Annotated in this window: 14 protein-coding genes; 5 read left to right on the forward strand and 9 right to left on the reverse strand. The window is 72.0% G+C overall.

The features are described from left to right. Positions 1-47 precede the first annotated feature (47 nt). On the reverse strand, positions 48-1109 hold the full coding sequence (locus BM286_RS07870; RefSeq protein ID WP_092921012.1) for a TrmB family transcriptional regulator: 1062 nt from the start codon (positions 1107-1109) through the stop codon (positions 48-50). 115 nt (positions 1110-1224) lie between these two features. Then, positions 1225-3537, reverse strand: coding sequence for an alpha-amylase family glycosyl hydrolase (locus BM286_RS07875; protein WP_092921355.1), 2313 nt, complete (start codon positions 3535-3537; stop codon positions 1225-1227). 103 nt (positions 3538-3640) lie between these two features. Between BM286_RS07875 and BM286_RS07880 the strand changes: the two genes are divergently transcribed. Further along, the gene (locus BM286_RS07880) at positions 3641-5842 is read left to right on the forward strand and encodes a glucan 1,4-alpha-glucosidase (RefSeq protein WP_092921013.1); all 2202 of its coding nucleotides are present in this window, start codon (positions 3641-3643) and stop codon (positions 5840-5842) included. A 453-nt stretch (positions 5843-6295) separates the two neighbouring features. Here BM286_RS07880 and BM286_RS07885 read toward each other — a convergent pair whose 3' ends face one another. From BM286_RS07885 to BM286_RS07900, 4 genes are all read right to left on the reverse strand, one after another. Continuing rightward, positions 6296-6481, reverse strand: coding sequence for a DUF7511 domain-containing protein (locus tag BM286_RS07885; RefSeq protein WP_092921014.1), 186 nt, complete (start codon positions 6479-6481; stop codon positions 6296-6298). A 98-nt stretch (positions 6482-6579) separates the two neighbouring features. Next, positions 6580-7398, reverse strand: coding sequence for an imidazole glycerol phosphate synthase subunit HisF (hisF, locus tag BM286_RS07890; RefSeq protein ID WP_092921015.1), 819 nt, complete (start codon positions 7396-7398; stop codon positions 6580-6582). A 46-nt stretch (positions 7399-7444) separates the two neighbouring features. Beyond that, positions 7445-8494, reverse strand: a complete 1050-nt coding sequence (locus BM286_RS07895; protein WP_092921016.1) for a glycosyltransferase — start codon at positions 8492-8494, stop codon at positions 7445-7447. Positions 8495-8594: 100 nt separating this feature from the next. Continuing rightward, positions 8595-8867: a helix-turn-helix domain-containing protein gene (locus tag BM286_RS07900; protein WP_092921017.1), complete on the reverse strand. Its 273-nt coding sequence runs from the start codon at positions 8865-8867 to the stop codon at positions 8595-8597. 151 nt (positions 8868-9018) lie between these two features. On the opposite strand from BM286_RS07900, the gene BM286_RS07905 reads away from it, so the two are divergent. Further along, the gene (locus tag BM286_RS07905; RefSeq protein ID WP_092921018.1) at positions 9019-9411 is read left to right on the forward strand and encodes a PPOX class F420-dependent oxidoreductase; all 393 of its coding nucleotides are present in this window, start codon (positions 9019-9021) and stop codon (positions 9409-9411) included. A 99-nt stretch (positions 9412-9510) separates the two neighbouring features. Further along, complete coding sequence (locus tag BM286_RS07910) at positions 9511-10230, forward strand: class I SAM-dependent methyltransferase (RefSeq protein WP_092921019.1); 720 nt, start codon at positions 9511-9513, stop codon at positions 10228-10230. A 22-nt stretch (positions 10231-10252) separates the two neighbouring features. Here the strand turns inward: BM286_RS07910 and BM286_RS07915 are convergent, their stop codons facing one another. Continuing rightward, on the reverse strand, positions 10253-10663 hold the full coding sequence (locus BM286_RS07915) for a TRAM domain-containing protein (protein WP_092921020.1): 411 nt from the start codon (positions 10661-10663) through the stop codon (positions 10253-10255). A gap of 125 nt (positions 10664-10788) precedes the next feature. Here BM286_RS07915 and BM286_RS07920 point away from each other — a divergent pair, with 125 nt between their 5' ends. Then, positions 10789-11697 carry a dihydrodipicolinate synthase family protein gene (locus BM286_RS07920; RefSeq protein ID WP_092921021.1) on the forward strand — a complete coding sequence of 303 codons (909 nt, stop codon included), beginning with the start codon at positions 10789-10791 and terminating at the stop codon, positions 11695-11697. 26 nt (positions 11698-11723) lie between these two features. Here the strand turns inward: BM286_RS07920 and BM286_RS07925 are convergent, their stop codons facing one another. Then, positions 11724-12515 carry a YkgJ family cysteine cluster protein gene (locus BM286_RS07925; RefSeq protein ID WP_092921022.1) on the reverse strand — a complete coding sequence of 264 codons (792 nt, stop codon included), beginning with the start codon at positions 12513-12515 and terminating at the stop codon, positions 11724-11726. Between the two features lie 116 nt (positions 12516-12631). On the opposite strand from BM286_RS07925, the gene BM286_RS07930 reads away from it, so the two are divergent. Continuing rightward, on the forward strand, positions 12632-13078 hold the full coding sequence (locus tag BM286_RS07930) for a DUF5788 family protein (protein WP_092921023.1): 447 nt from the start codon (positions 12632-12634) through the stop codon (positions 13076-13078). Positions 13079-13154: 76 nt separating this feature from the next. Here BM286_RS07930 and BM286_RS07935 read toward each other — a convergent pair whose 3' ends face one another. Further along, entirely contained in the window at positions 13155-13625 is a 471-nt protein-coding gene (locus tag BM286_RS07935) for a Rieske (2Fe-2S) protein (protein ID WP_092921024.1), read from the reverse strand. Between the last annotated feature and the right edge of the window lie 9 nt (positions 13626-13634).

Raw genomic sequence — 13634 nt, forward strand, 5'->3', positions numbered from 1 at the left:
CCGCCGCGCGCTCCGATTCACCGCGACTCGGCGCCCGCGTCGCCGCCTTATTCCGCGTCGGATTCGATCCGGACGAGGTCGGCCTCGACGTCCTCGACGAACGCGCCCTGGCCCCCGACGGTGACCTCGCCGTCGTCCGTCTCGACGACGAGCGAGTGCTCGACCGGGAACTCGTTGTTCGTCGGCTCCACCATCCCCTGTCTCGTCTCGACGACGCGGCCGACGACCTCGGCCGGCTCGTCGCTGTCGGTCCACCGGCCGCCGACGGTCACCCGCGGCGGGTCGCCGGCGCGGAGCCGGAGGGTCGCCTGGAGGACGGTGTGTCTGAAGTCCGTGTACTCGGCCGGGAGCGGCGCCGGGTCGGCGACGGCGACCTCGGTCGCGGCGGGCCAGTAGTTACCGAGGAACGACCCGACGATCACCGGCGCGAGCTGCTCCTGTGCGAACGCGATCGCCTGTCGGTCGGTCGTCGACCGTCGGAGGAGTTCGGGCGGGGAGACGACGCCGGCCGCGGAGTCGACGGTGAGCAGCGTCGGCATCGCCTCGCTCCAGGTCCGGACGACGTTCGCGACGCCCGACAGCGCTGGGTCGTCCGCGTCGAGGTCCGCGGGCGCGTCGGAGACGACGAGTAAGACGAGGACGCCGCGCTCGACCGCGTCGACGAGCCCCTCCTTCACCTCGGGGAGCTGCTCCGCGGTGATCGACAGCGTCACCTCCGAGTCGGCGTCCGAGAGCAGCGACCGGATCCGCTTGATCACGGTGACTCGCGATTTGATCACCTCGAACTGCTCGGCCTGCCGCTCCACGCGGGAGTACCGCTCGGCCAGTCCGGGACGCATCGCGTCCACGTCGGACCGGAGCCGGTCTATCACCTCATCGGGCGGGTTCGCGCGGATCGTCGTCGGCACGACGTGGTCGTTCACCTCGACGAAGCCGCGGTCCGCCAGCGACTCGCTCACGCTGTAGACGTACCGCTTCGAGACGCCCGCCGCGTCGGCGACGGTGCTCGCCTTCGCCTCGCCGTGTTCGAGCAGACTGAGATAGGTGTCGACCTCCTTGTCCGAGAGCCCGAAGCGACGAAGGAGGTCGGTCAGCGTCCGGTCGTCCATACGAACGCCTCTCCCGAGCGACACTTATAAGAGTCGGTCCCGGGCGTCCTCGCCGCCCCGCGACCGGCCGGCGACATCCGGGCCGTCACCGTAGCGGGGCGACGGCGTCGACCACCTATCGGAGTACTGCGACGGCGTCGACCGCGACCCGGGCCCCGCCCTCGCCGTCGTCCTCGGCCGCGCTCTCGTCGCCCGCGAACAGATCGGACTCGACCGCCTCGGGCGCGGCGACGGTCGCCGACGTCTCGGCGAAGTTGACGATGACGAGGAGCGGGTCGTCGGCTCCGTCTCCCTCGGGCGGCGTCCGCTCGTAGGCGACCACGCGCTCGGCGTCGCCGTCGACGACGCGGACGTCGGCCGCGCGGCCGTCGAACGCCACCTCCCCCTGGCGGAGGAGCGGTTCGTCCTCGCGCAGCGCGGCCAACTCGCGGTGGAACTCGGTGAGGTCGTTGTCGCCGTCGTGCCACCGGATCGGACCGCGGTACGTCTCGTTGCCGCGCTCCTGGCCGGCGTAGATCATCGGCGCGCCCGGCAGCGTGAACGTCACGGCCGCGGCGGCGCGCAGCGCGTCTCTCCCGTACTCAGCGAGGTACCGGTCCTCGTCGTGGTTCTCGACGTAACGCATCTGCGCGCCGGGGTCGTCGAAGCCGAGCCACTCGCCGCGCGCGAGCGCGGTCTCGACCGCGTCGGCCGGCTCGTCGCCGCGACCGACCGCGCGGAGCGTCTCGTACAGCGAGGTGTCGTAGTGGCGGTGGAACTCCCCCTCGCCGTAGAACGGGTCGTGGGGAATGGTCTCGTCCAGGAGGAGCACGTCGTCCGGGACGCGGTCGGCGACCTCCTTCCAGAACCCGTGCGGGACGCCCCACGCCACGTCCGCGCGGAAGCCGTCGACGACGCCGGCCCACTCGTCGACGACGTCGAGCAGCCACTCGCGGACCGCCGGGCTGTCGTAGTTGAGGTTCGGGATGCGACCCCACTCGAAGTAGTAGTCCGGCACGTCGCCGTCGCCGAGTTCGGCCCAGTCGATCCCGGTCACGTCGGCGGCCCCGTCGGTCCGGCGGTAGTGGTCGGCGTACGCGTCGACGCCGGCCGAGTGGAGCTGGAACGCGGGGTGGTCGCGAGAGGTGTGGTTGATCACGAGGTCGAAGACGACGTAGATTCCGGCGTCGTGGCAGGCGTCGACCAAGGACTCGAACGCCTCGCGGGAGCCGAGGTCCGCGGCGGTGTCGTAGTAGTCGGTGACGTGGTAGCCGTGGTCCGTCGGCGACGCGAGGACGGGAGTGAGCCAGAGCGCGTCGACGCCGAGATGTTCGAGGTACTCGACCCGTCGCTCGATCTCCGCGAACGTCGTCGGGAGCGTGTCGCCCGCGAACGACCGGACGAACACCTCGTAGATCGTCGGTGACTCCGCCCACTCGGGGGTCGGGTTCGGATCGCTCACCTCGACCGACTCACTCGCGTCCCCGTTCGTCTCGATCCGCACCGTCTCCCCGGCCCCGTACCGGTCGCCGTGCGGGACCGCGCGGATCCGGACCGAGTCCGGGAGGTCGTCGAGCGGGACCGAGAGCGTCCGCCCGTCCGCCCGCGACTCGATCGCCGCGACCGTCTCCGGGTCGGCGTCGCGGTCGTCGACGAGGAACGTCGCGTCGAGCGCGTCCGGGTCGCCGCCCCGCTCGACCTCGTCGACCGCGGGCGCGGGCTCGACCCCGGCGGTCAGGCGGAGCCGGTCGCGCCCCGTCGGGTCGTCGCGCCCCGCCGAATCGTCACCCGCCGCCGAGTCGCCGTCTTCGACGACCGTCGCGTCCAGCGAGAGCCGCGGTCGGCCGGGACCGGGCACCTCGCACTCTCCGTGGAACGCCGCCGAGCGGTCGCCGTTCGGGACGAAGCCGTAGCCGTGTCGCCCCGGCGGGACGCGGACCGAGGCGACCCACTCGTCGCCGTCGCGCTCGGCGCGGTCGAGCGCGAGCCGGTTCTCGTTGTGGGGCCAGAGCAGCGAGACGGTGTCGACCTCGTCGTCGTCCACCGGGAGGTCGGCCGCCGGGACGCGGATCGCCGCATCGCGCCGCTCGTCGGGGAAGGCCCTGACGCGCTGGCGGTGGACGCCGTCGGGCGCGTCGAGCGCGAGGGCGTAGGTCCCGGGGGCGTCGGGAACGAGGTGAACGACCGGGTCGTCGTCGCGGTCCGTCTCGCCCGCGCGCAGGACCGCAGACGAGGGGCTCGGGGTCGACGGCCCTTCGCCTCCGACCGCGGTCGCCGGACTCGGCGGCCCGGCCGCGTCCGGGTCCGGACCGTCCCCGGTCGCGAGGGCGCTGTCGGCCGGCGCGTCGCGGACGGTCCACCGGTAGGTCCCGTCGGGATCGGGGATTCGCGGCGACAGCTCCACGGACTCGCCGACGCTCGTCGTTCGCGGGGGGCCGGGTTCGTACACGCACGTCACTCGGCGCGCCGCGGTTTGAGGGTTTCCGTTCGACAAACGAACGAACAATAATTACACCAAAGGTTCATGTCGGGCGCCGGCGTGTGTTCGCGTAATGCAGCTCCGCGACGCGCTCGACGACTACAAGCGCCACGCCGGCGAGGGAACGCGTTTCCCCGGCGAGCGGCGCACCGTCACCGGTCGGTTCTCGGGCGGAGACGGGCGGCTCGTCCACGTCGGCGGCGACGGCGAACTCCGCGACTTCGGCTACCCGCTCACCGGTCGGACCGGGCTCGTCCGGTCGCGGATCGGCCTCGCCGTCGGCGACGAGGTCGCCTGGCTCGACGAGGCCGACACGACCCAGCGGTACGTCGGCGACGCCGCGCTCGTCGAGACGGTCCACGAGACGGCCCGCGCGACGGTGACCCGCCACGACGTCACGCTCGGCGACGCGCACCTCACCCGGTCGTCGGTCGAGTTCGACGACGCTGACGCGGGCAGCGCCGGCTCGAACGATGCCGCCGACCCCGCGGACGCCTCGCTCGTCGTCTACGCCCGCTTCGCGCCCGACGGCCGCGACGACCGGGTGGGGCAGCTCCGATACGACGACGCCGTCGAGGTGTTCCACGCCGACGAGCACGACTTCCTCGCGAGCGCGACCGGCTTCGCGGACCTCCGCGGCCAGCTCCCGGCGACGTTCCCCGAGCTGCTCGACGACGACCCCACCGACCTCCCGCGGGCCCGCGACGGCGACCGCTACGAGGAGGAGCGCCTCTCCGGCGAGGTGATCGCCGACGTGCCGTTCGACGACGGGGTCGCGACGGTCGCCACGCTCCTGACGGACCGCGCGGAGACCGACCGCGAGGCGGCCCGCGACCGGCTCGACGCGCTCTTCTCCGACCTCGACGGCGTCGACGCGCTCGCGGACGCGGCCGCCGACGCGCTCCCGTCGGTGCCCGAGTCCGCGCCTGCCCGCGAGTCGGTGGTCGCGGACCTTCGCGTCCTCTCGCTGCTCTCCGCCCCGTCCGGGCTCCGGATCGCGGGGCCGGACTTCGACCCCTACTACGAGCACTCCGGCGGCTACGGCTACACGTGGTTCCGCGACGACGCGGAGATATCCGGGTTCCTGCTCGGCGCCGCCGACGCGCTCGGCCTCGACCTCGACGACTGGCACGCCCGCTCCGCCCGGATGTACGTCGCCACGCAGCGCCCCGACGGCTCGTGGCCCCACCGGGTGTGGCCCCGCGACGGCGCCCTCGCGCCCGGGTGGGCGAACGCCCGCATCGAGGACGGGCCAGACGTCGACTACCAGGCCGACCAGACCGGCAGCGTCGTCGCGTACCTCGCGCGGGCCCGGGCGGCGGGCGTCGCCGGACCCCATCCGGCTGCCAGCGGGACGTCGTCCCGCACTGTCGACGTCGAGGGGCTCGACGCCACCCTGGTCGCCGCGCTCGCGGGGCTCGACCGGACGCTCGAACCCGACGGCCGCCCGGTCGTCTGTCAGAACGCGTGGGAGGACTCGGCCGGCCGGTTCACGCACACCGCGGCGACGTTCCTGGAGGCGTACAGCGAACTCGGCCGTCACGGCGAGGGGCTCGCCGCCGACGCGCTCGACGACCCCGACGCCGTGCCGGGCGCCGCGTCGCTCCCCGACGACCTCGCCGCGCACGCCCGCGACCGGGCCCGCGAGGTGTACGACGCGCTCGACGACCTGTGGCTGCCGGACCGGGGCTGCTACGCGGTCCGCGAGACGCTCGACGGCGGGGTCGACGGTCGGCTCGACTCCGCCACGCTGGCGCTCGCGGCCGCGCACCGCTCGTTCGACGCGCTCGGTGCGGACGCCGGCAATGGGGGAAGCGAAGCCGGCGCGGTCGACGAGGAGCGCCTCGACCGGTTGGTCTCGCACGTCGAGACGGTCGTCGACGGGCTCTCCCACGAGAGCGACGCGATCGCCGGGCTGATCCGCTACGAGGGCGACGGCTGGCGGCGGGCGGACCAGGAGTCGGAGAAGGTGTGGACCGTCTCGACCGCGTGGGGCGCGAACGCCTGCGCGGAGCTCGCCGCCTTGCTCGCGGCGCGCGACGACCCGCGCGCCGCCGAGATGGCGGCCCGGGCCCGCGACCTGCTCGCGCACGTCTCGCCCGGCGGCTCCCTGTGCGAGCCGACGACGTACCTCCCCGAGCAGTTCTTCGACGACGGGACGCCCGACAGCGCGACCCCGCTCGGCTGGCCGCACGCGATCCGACTGGCGACGGTCGCGCTGCTCGACGAGGAGCTCTCGCAGTTCGCCGACCGCGCCCCCGCGGACGACGACTGACCGGACCTCGGCGACTATTTATTAACGACCGCGGTGCGGTCGGCGCGTGCCGACGAGCGCCCGAAGGGCGCGAGTCGCACGCGCGAGGGACGCGGCGACCGAAGCGAAGCGAGGGAGCCGCGAGGCTGGGGAGGTGTGAGGTGCGGTGCTGTGCGGTGCGGGGTGGGACTCAAAGGGGCAGCCGCGAGGACGACGGCGCGCGACGTAAGCACCGAAAGGAGCGAGTGAAACGAGCGACTGAGGAGCGCAGCGAGCGCACCGAGTCCTCGCGGCTGGGGCTTTGGAGGTGTTCTCCGCGGCAGCAGCCACGTATCGCCGAGCGACTGGGGCTTTGGAGGTGTTCTCCGCGGCAGCAGCCACGTATCGCCGAGCGGCTGGGGCTTTGGAGGTGTTCTCCGCCGCTCCGCTCACGACGATTTATAGACAACCAGCAAAACCACAGCGAACCCGATCTTATCGCCACTCGTCGCGGGGCACGCAGTCCTCCTCCCGGACCGTCACCCAGCGGGTGGTCCGCTCGTCCGGGTCGACGTCCCGCTCGAAGAACGTCACCTCACCGCCGCCGTCGCCGTCGGTCCGTTTACAGACGAGCTCGGGCGACCCGTCGCGAACACGCGCGGATGACGTGGACGTGGACATACGTCACGCTTCGCGCTCGGTCGGATAATAACTGTTGGTTTCGGTCGCGTAAAAATAAAAACTACACCGGTAGTTAACGCCGAACCGCCACCCCGCGCTCAGCGTCGCACCGGGACGCCGCGCTCGTCGAGGTACGCCTTCGTCTCCTCGATGGAGTAGTCGCCGAAGTGGAAGATGGAGGCCGCGAGCCCCGCGTCGGCGTTCGCCTCGGTGAACACCTCGTACATGTCCTCGGGGCCCCCGCAGCCGGAGGAGGCGATGAGAGGCGTCGAGACCGCCTCGCCCACCGCTTTCATCAGCGGGACGTCGTAGCCGTCCTTCGTCCCGTCCTTGTCGATGGAGTTGACGAACAGCTCGCCCGCGCCGCGCTCCTCGGCCTCCGTCGCCCACGAGACGGCGTCGATACCGGTGCCCTCGCGGCCGCCCTTCTTCGTGCACTCGAACCACACCGTCTCGCCGTCGTCGTCCTCGTAGAAGTGGTCGCCCGCGTCGTCGTACCGGCGACGCGCGTCGATCGAGATGACGATGCACTGGCTGCCGAACGCGGCCGCACCCTCGTCGATCAACTCCGGACGCTCCAGGGCGCCGGTCGTGATCGACACCTTGTCCGCGCCGGCGCGGAGCGTCTCCTTGATGTCGGCCTTGGTACGGATGCCGCCGCCGACCGTGAGCGGAATGAAACACTCGTCGGCGACCGCGTTGACCACGTCGAGCATCGTCTCGCGCCCGTCGGCGCTGGCGGTGATGTCGAGGAAGACGAACTCGTCGGCGCCCGCCGCGTTGTACTTCTTCGCCAACTCGACGGGGTCGCCGGTGTACTCCAGGTTCTCGAAGTTGACGCCGGTGTACACCGCGGCGTCGCCGTCGTCGTCGAGGTCGACGTCGATACAGGGGATGATGCGCTTCGTGAGTCCCATTCGTTGTCGGAGCGTTGGCCGCGCCCTCGGTTAAAAGGCGCGGGGCTCACTCGGCGTCGTCGGCCGCCTCGGCCTCCCCGTCGCGGTCCGCTCCGCTCCCCTCGTCGCGGTCCGCCGCTTCCCGTCGGTCGTACTTCGCGACGGCGCGGTCCGCGCGCGTCGAGATCCCGTTCGGGTTCCGCGCGGGGCTCCGGTCCCGCCGCCGCGCGACGAGCCCGTCGGAGGTCCCGCCGGTGAGCCCGAGCAGTACGTCGCGGCCCGTCGCGGCCCACCGCGTGGGCGTCGACTCGCCGCGGACCACGTCCCTCGCCGCGCCGAGCGCGTCTCCGACGGCGTGCGATCCCGTCCGGAGGAGGACGGTCGGCCGCACGCCGTAGTTCTTCAGCAGGCGGTAGGCGAGGCCGCGGTACTTCCAGCCCCACTCGTGGGCGCTGCGCCCGCCGTCCGCGGCGGTCGGGGTCGGGAGCTCCCTCCGTGCGGCCATCGCCGGCCGCCACGTCACCTCGCGGTCCACGCGCGCGAGCCGGTGGGCCGCGTCGCGCGCGCCGCCGACTCGGAGGTACTCGTCGAAGCCGTCGAGGTCCCGCAAGGCGTCCCGTCGGAAGGCGACGTTGCCGCCCTCGAAGTAGGTGACCGCTCGCCCGGCGATCCGCCTGCGTTCCGGCGTGTTCTGGCCGTCGACGGCCGCCTCGTCCGGGCGTTTCGAATCCGTGCCCTCCGCGGGATCGGCGTCGGCGGCGGTTTCGCTCCGCGGTATCGCCGTTACCGGTCCCGAGACCACGGGCGCCGCGTCGAGACCGGCGCTGACCGCGTCGCGCCACCCCGGCTCGACCCGGTTGTCGTAGTCCACCAGCGCGACCGCGTCGCCCGTCGCCACCTCGACGCCGGCGTTGCGGGCGACGTTCACCGTGCGGTCGGAGATCTCGACCAACACGTCGACGTCGTCGCGGCCGCGAACCATGCCGGTCGTGCCGTCGGCCGAGGGGCCGTTGACGACGATCACCTCGGCGTCGGGGGCGTTAGCCGCCAGCGCGTCGAGGCAGGCGGCCAACCGATCCCGACCGTTGAGCGTCGGGACGACGACCGAGAGCTCCATACGCTCCGCTATCGGGCCGAGAAGGTAAAAAGGACCGCGTGTGCGCCCGGCCGACTCACGTCCTCGCGGGCCGGGCGCGTTCGGACGGCGAGAGGACCGTTCAGACCGTCAGGTAGTACACCTGCTTGCGCGCGTCCTTGAAGCTGTACCGCGAGTCGACGAGGCCCTCCTCCTCGAGGCGGTTGAGCGCGTAGCGGACGGTGCGGTCGGGAAGCAGCGACTCCTCGGCGAGGCCGCCCTGCGAGAGGGGGGAGTCTCCCTCCAGTACCTTCGCAACGAGCTTGGCGCTCGGGGGTAGCTCGCGCAGGCGGTCGCGATACTCGGACTCCGACAGGCGGTCTTGGTCAGCGGTCTCCGCGGGACTGGTACTCATGTCTCACACGAATTCCGCGAGTAGTGGTAAAGGTTGGCTACATATAGGGGAATCTGCCTGTGATAATATAATGTGTTAATATTACTTTTCAGCCGACCGTTCCGAGTGATCCATCCGGCACGTTTTCCGCCGGGCGTCCGTACCCGCTCGCGTGATTCCCGAGTCTCACGTCGACATCCTCGAAGCCGAGTCGTACGCGCACTTCGCGACGGTCGGGCCGGACGGCCTCCCCCACGTCACGCCGGTGTGGGTCGACCACGAGGACCGCGAGTACGTCCTCGTCAACACCGCTCGCGGGCGACGGAAGGAGCGAAACGTCCGCGAGAACCCGAAGGTCGGCGTCAGCGTTCTCGACCCCGACGACCCGTATCGATACGTCTCTGTCCGCGGCGAGGCCGAACTGACCGAGGCGGGCGCCCGCGAGCACATCGACGAACTCGCCCGCCGGTACTTCGGCGTCGACGAGTACCCGCACCACGACGAGGAGGAGGGCGCTCGGGTGATCGTCAAGGTGCCGGCCGAGAACGTCGCCACCAGCGGGTGACCGAACTCGCCGCGGGAGCCTCCCGACCGCCCTAACCGAGGGCCGCCGCCGGGCCGCTTCCAGTACGGTTTTGTCGGTCCGGCGTTCATCACGGACAACGTGAAGGGACAGGACTGGTACCAAGCCGACGAGGTCGCCGAGGAGTACGACGACGTCCGGTTTTCCGGCGGCGGACAGCTCATCGATCGCCGGGAGAAGGAGGCCGTCCTCGCCGCGCTGGGCCCGATCGACCCGGGCCACCGCGTGCTCGAGGTCGCCTGCGGTACCGGCCGGTTCACGACGATGCTCGCCGACCGGGGCGCCGACATCGTCGCGCTCGACGTCTCCCGCGAGATGCTCGAACAGGCCCGCGCGAAGGTCACCGCCGCCGGTCACGCCGACGCCGTCGAGTTCCTCCGCGGCGACGCCTCGCGGCTCCCGTTCCCCGACGACCACTTCGACACGGTCGTCGCGATGCGCTTTTTCCACCTCATGGACGACCCGGTGCCGTTCGCGAAGGAGCTCCGCCGGGTCAGCCGCGGTCAGGTGTTCTTCGACACGTTCAACGGGCGCAGCCTGCGGACGCTGTACACCTGGCTCCTCCCGATGGGCTCGCGGCTCTACTCCGAGCGGGAGGTCGCGGCCATGCTCGGTGAGGCGGGGCTCACGCTCGCGAACGAGGAGCACGACTTCGTGTTACCGTACGGCTTCTACCGCGAGCTCCCGGGCCCCGTCGCGAAGCCGTTTCGGGCGCTCGACGAGCTCGCGGGCGATACGATCCCCGGCGACTACGTCGCCTCGGTGTCGTACTGGGACGCCCGAGTGCCGGACGAAGGGTGAGCGCGGGGCGAGTCCTCCGGCTTCAGCCGGCCTCTTCGACGACTTCCCCGACGGCGAAGTTGGACTTCACCTCGGTCACTTCGATCTTCACGCGTTCGCCCACCTCGGTGTCGGGGACGATGATCACGTAGCCGCGTTCGACGCGAGCGATCCCGTCGCCCTGCTTGCCGAGGTCTTCGATCTCGACGTATCGCATCTCGCCCGGTTCAACCGGGGGTTGCGGCCCGTCATCGCTCCGCGAGGCGGACGCGTCGGCGTCGGCCGTCGCCGCCGAAGAGCCGTCGCGGGCGACGAGCGCGACGCGGTACGTCTCGCCCGGCTCCAGCGATCCGGTGTCGATCTCTCGGCTGGGCACGTCGACGACGTACTCGCCGTCGGCGGTCTCGCGGACTTCCGCGCTGAACAGACAGAGGAGCTTCTCGGAGATTTCCATAGTAGACTCCATCGGACTCTCGTGACGGGTCTGTATAGTTGTACCGCCGACACAGTTAGGATTCGGTCGCCCGCGAGCGGTCCGCGGGGACCAACGCCTTTGTCGTCGCCGTCCGAAGGCCGACCGTGACACTCCTGGATCTCCCTCACACCGCCGTCTCGCCGCCGATCGTGACCCCGTTCGCCGCCGCCGACCGCGACGTCGACACCGCCGCCCTCGCGAGCCACGTCGACGCGCTCGTCGAGGCCGGGATCGACGGAGTCGTCCCCTGCGGGACGACCGGCGAGTTCGCCAGTCTCACCGACGACGAGCGCCGGACCGTGATCGAGACCGTCGTCGACGCGGCCGACGGGCGGGCGCCCGTGATCGCCGGCGCGGCCGACACCGCCGTCTCGCGGGTGCGCGAGCACCTGTCCGACGCCGCGGCGGCCGGGGCGGACGCCGGGCTCGTCACGCTCCCGTACTACCACGCGTCGACGGGGCCGGAGGGGCAGCGGGCGTTCCTCGAGGCCGTCGTCGACGACGCCCCGCTCCCGGTCCTCCTGTACGACATCCCGGCGACTGTCGGGGAGTCCATCGACGTCGACGTGCTCGCCGACCTGGCGACCCGCGAGTCGGTCGTCGGGGTGAAAGACACGACCGGCGACCTCACCGGTCTCGAGGCGAAGATCAGCGGGACGCCCGACTCGTTCGCCGTCTTCCAGGGCGTCGACGCACAGCTCTACCCGAGCGCGAGCCTCGGCGTCGACGGCGGGATCCACGCTCTCTCGCAGGCGGTCCCGGAGGTCTTCGTCGCGCTCACCGAGGCGATCCGCGACGGCGGCGACGACCGGGCGCTGTCGCTCCACCGCCGCGCGGTCGCGCCGCTGTTCGCTCGCTGTGCCGACCACGGCTTCGCGCCCGCGACGAAGGTCGCGGCCGCCCACCGCGGGTTCATCCCCGACCCGGCCGTGCGCCCGCCGCTCGCGCTCCCGGACGAGGCCGCGCGCGAGGAAATTCGCGCCGACGTGGACGCCGCGCTCGACGCCGTCTGACTCCCCCAAAAGCCCGGAAGCGACCGCTACCCTTCGCGGATAGGGGTCCCGTCGGCCCCCTTCGGCCCCTCGGAGTCGAAGACGACGACGTCGCCGTCGGCCCGCTCGCGCGCGTCGGGATCGTAGCCGTCTCGGACGCCGATCGCCTCCGCCAGTTCCCGCACCGCGCGCTCCTTCAGCGCGGCGGCCAGCTCCTCGGCGTCCTCGCGGGAGATGTCGCGGCCGAGCCCCTCGCACTCGTGGGCGCGGACGACGCCCGCCTCGTCGACCGCCTCGCCCATCGGCTGGCTCGTCCCCTCCAAGGCGACGCTGAACGGGTACGTCCGGCAGATGAGCGGGCGCGCGTCGTGGACGGTGCAGGCGCCCTCCCCGTCCGACTCCTCGTAGAAGGCGCAGTCGCCGCAGTCGTCGGTCGCGAGCGCCCACTCGAACGTCTCCCCCGTCGGCTCTCCGTCTCCGTCCGCGTCGAGGCCGAACGGCATCGGCCGGGCCACGTCGCGCCAGTCGTACGCCTCGTCGAACTCCGCCTCGGCGGCGTCGGCGACGCGCCGGACCTCGTCCGGAAAGACCGTCGCGGTGTGGGGTTCGCGGTCGGCGTCGCCGTCCGCGCCGCCGTGGCACTCCGCGTCGGTCCCGGCGCTCTCCTCCCCGTCGTCCGCTCCCGCTCCCGCCGGCGCCCCGCCCGGCTCGTCGGGGGCGTACCCGGTACAGCAGCCGCCGCAGCGCGTGCACTCGAAGCCGATGGACTCGATGGCGTCCGCGAGGTCCGCGACGTCGAGGTCGCGGGCGGCGTCGAGTTCGGCTTCGAGCGATTCCATGCGACCCGGTTGCGGCGCGACGCGGTTAACGTCGTCTCTTCGAGTGACGCCCGCTTCGTTCGGCTGGCGCCGCCCGGGCGAAGGAGCGAAGTGCGCCCGCCGCCTACCGACCCGGCGTGAAGGAGTACGAGCGGAAACAGCTCTTAGAGCGGGTCAACCGAGAGTCCTCGACGGTCGGCGTCGACATCCCGGAGTCGATCGAGATCCAGGGCGAGGAGATAGATCTCCGGTCGTTCGTCTTCGAGATCAAGCGGCGCGACTCGGTCCCGCCCGGCGAGCGCGACCGCGTCGAGCGCGCGAAGCGGAACCTCCGCCGCGAGCGGCTCGACCGGCTCGAACCCATCGAGGAGAACGAGGTGAGCCGCGAGGAGGGCGAGGAGCTGGCGTCGTCGATCATCGGCATCGACCGCGCGCTGGAGGCACTGGAGGGGCTCGACGCGCCTGACCCGGAGACCGAGGCGAAGCGACAGGAGGCCGCCGACCGGAAACGCTGGATGAACTTCCTGAAGAAGGCGCTCGGCCGCGACGACGCGAGCGGCGGCGGCGGGCGGACGCGATTCTGACCGGTCGCGGTTCGGTCGCGGTCGCGGTTCGGTCGCGTTCGCGGCAGTCAGCCGCGTCCGGAGATGCCCGCGCGGCTCAGTTCCCGGTGAAGTCGATCCGCGAGCCGCCGCCGTCGTCCTTGTCGGCGGCGGGGCCGAGCCGGACGAACTCGTAGGCGTCGTCGTCGAGGTACACCGCGTCGCCCGTCACCGCGACGGCGACCGATTCGAGGACGGCGCCCTCACAGGGGCCGAAGTTGCAGTAGCCGCCGTCGGCCTCGAACGTCGCGCCGTGCTTCTGACAGAACACCTCCCCGTCGCGCACGAACGCGCCGTCGTCCTTGTCGAGGCGGATGTCCGTCCAGTGCTGACAGTAGTTGCGGAACGCGCGGACCTCGCCGGCGGCCCGCGTGAGTATCGCCTCGACCTCCGGGGCACCGTCCTCGCTCGCCCCGATGTCGCCCTCGCCCTCGTCGACCGCGTCGGGATCGACCGGGCGCAGCGTCGCGAGCAGCGTGCTCTCTTCCGGAACCTCCTCGACGCCGGCGATCCGGCGGTGCTCGTCCATGCCCGTCCG

The organism is Halorubrum sodomense (assembly GCF_900111935.1).
Lineage (GTDB): Archaea > Halobacteriota > Halobacteria > Halobacteriales > Haloferacaceae > Halorubrum > Halorubrum sodomense.

Bases quoted from the DNA above. Each gene is read 5' to 3' on its own strand.
- BM286_RS07885 (WP_092921014.1), bottom strand. From the start codon at position 6,481: ATGTCCACGTCCACGTCATCCGCGCGTGTTCGCGACGGGTCGCCCGAG.
- hisF (WP_092921015.1), bottom strand. From the start codon at position 7,398: ATGGGACTCACGAAGCGCATCATCCCCTGTATCGACGTCGACCTCGAC.
- BM286_RS07925 (WP_092921022.1), bottom strand. From the start codon at position 12,515: ATGGAATCGCTCGAAGCCGAACTCGACGCCGCCCGCGACCTCGACGTC.
- BM286_RS07895 (WP_092921016.1), bottom strand. From the start codon at position 8,494: ATGGAGCTCTCGGTCGTCGTCCCGACGCTCAACGGTCGGGATCGGTTG.
- BM286_RS07900 (WP_092921017.1), bottom strand. From the start codon at position 8,867: ATGAGTACCAGTCCCGCGGAGACCGCTGACCAAGACCGCCTGTCGGAG.
- BM286_RS07935 (WP_092921024.1), bottom strand. From the start codon at position 13,625: ATGGACGAGCACCGCCGGATCGCCGGCGTCGAGGAGGTTCCGGAAGAG.
- BM286_RS07880 (WP_092921013.1), top strand. From the start codon at position 3,641: ATGCAGCTCCGCGACGCGCTCGACGACTACAAGCGCCACGCCGGCGAG.
- BM286_RS07870 (WP_092921012.1), bottom strand. From the start codon at position 1,109: ATGGACGACCGGACGCTGACCGACCTCCTTCGTCGCTTCGGGCTCTCG.
- BM286_RS07915 (WP_092921020.1), bottom strand. From the start codon at position 10,663: ATGGAAATCTCCGAGAAGCTCCTCTGTCTGTTCAGCGCGGAAGTCCGC.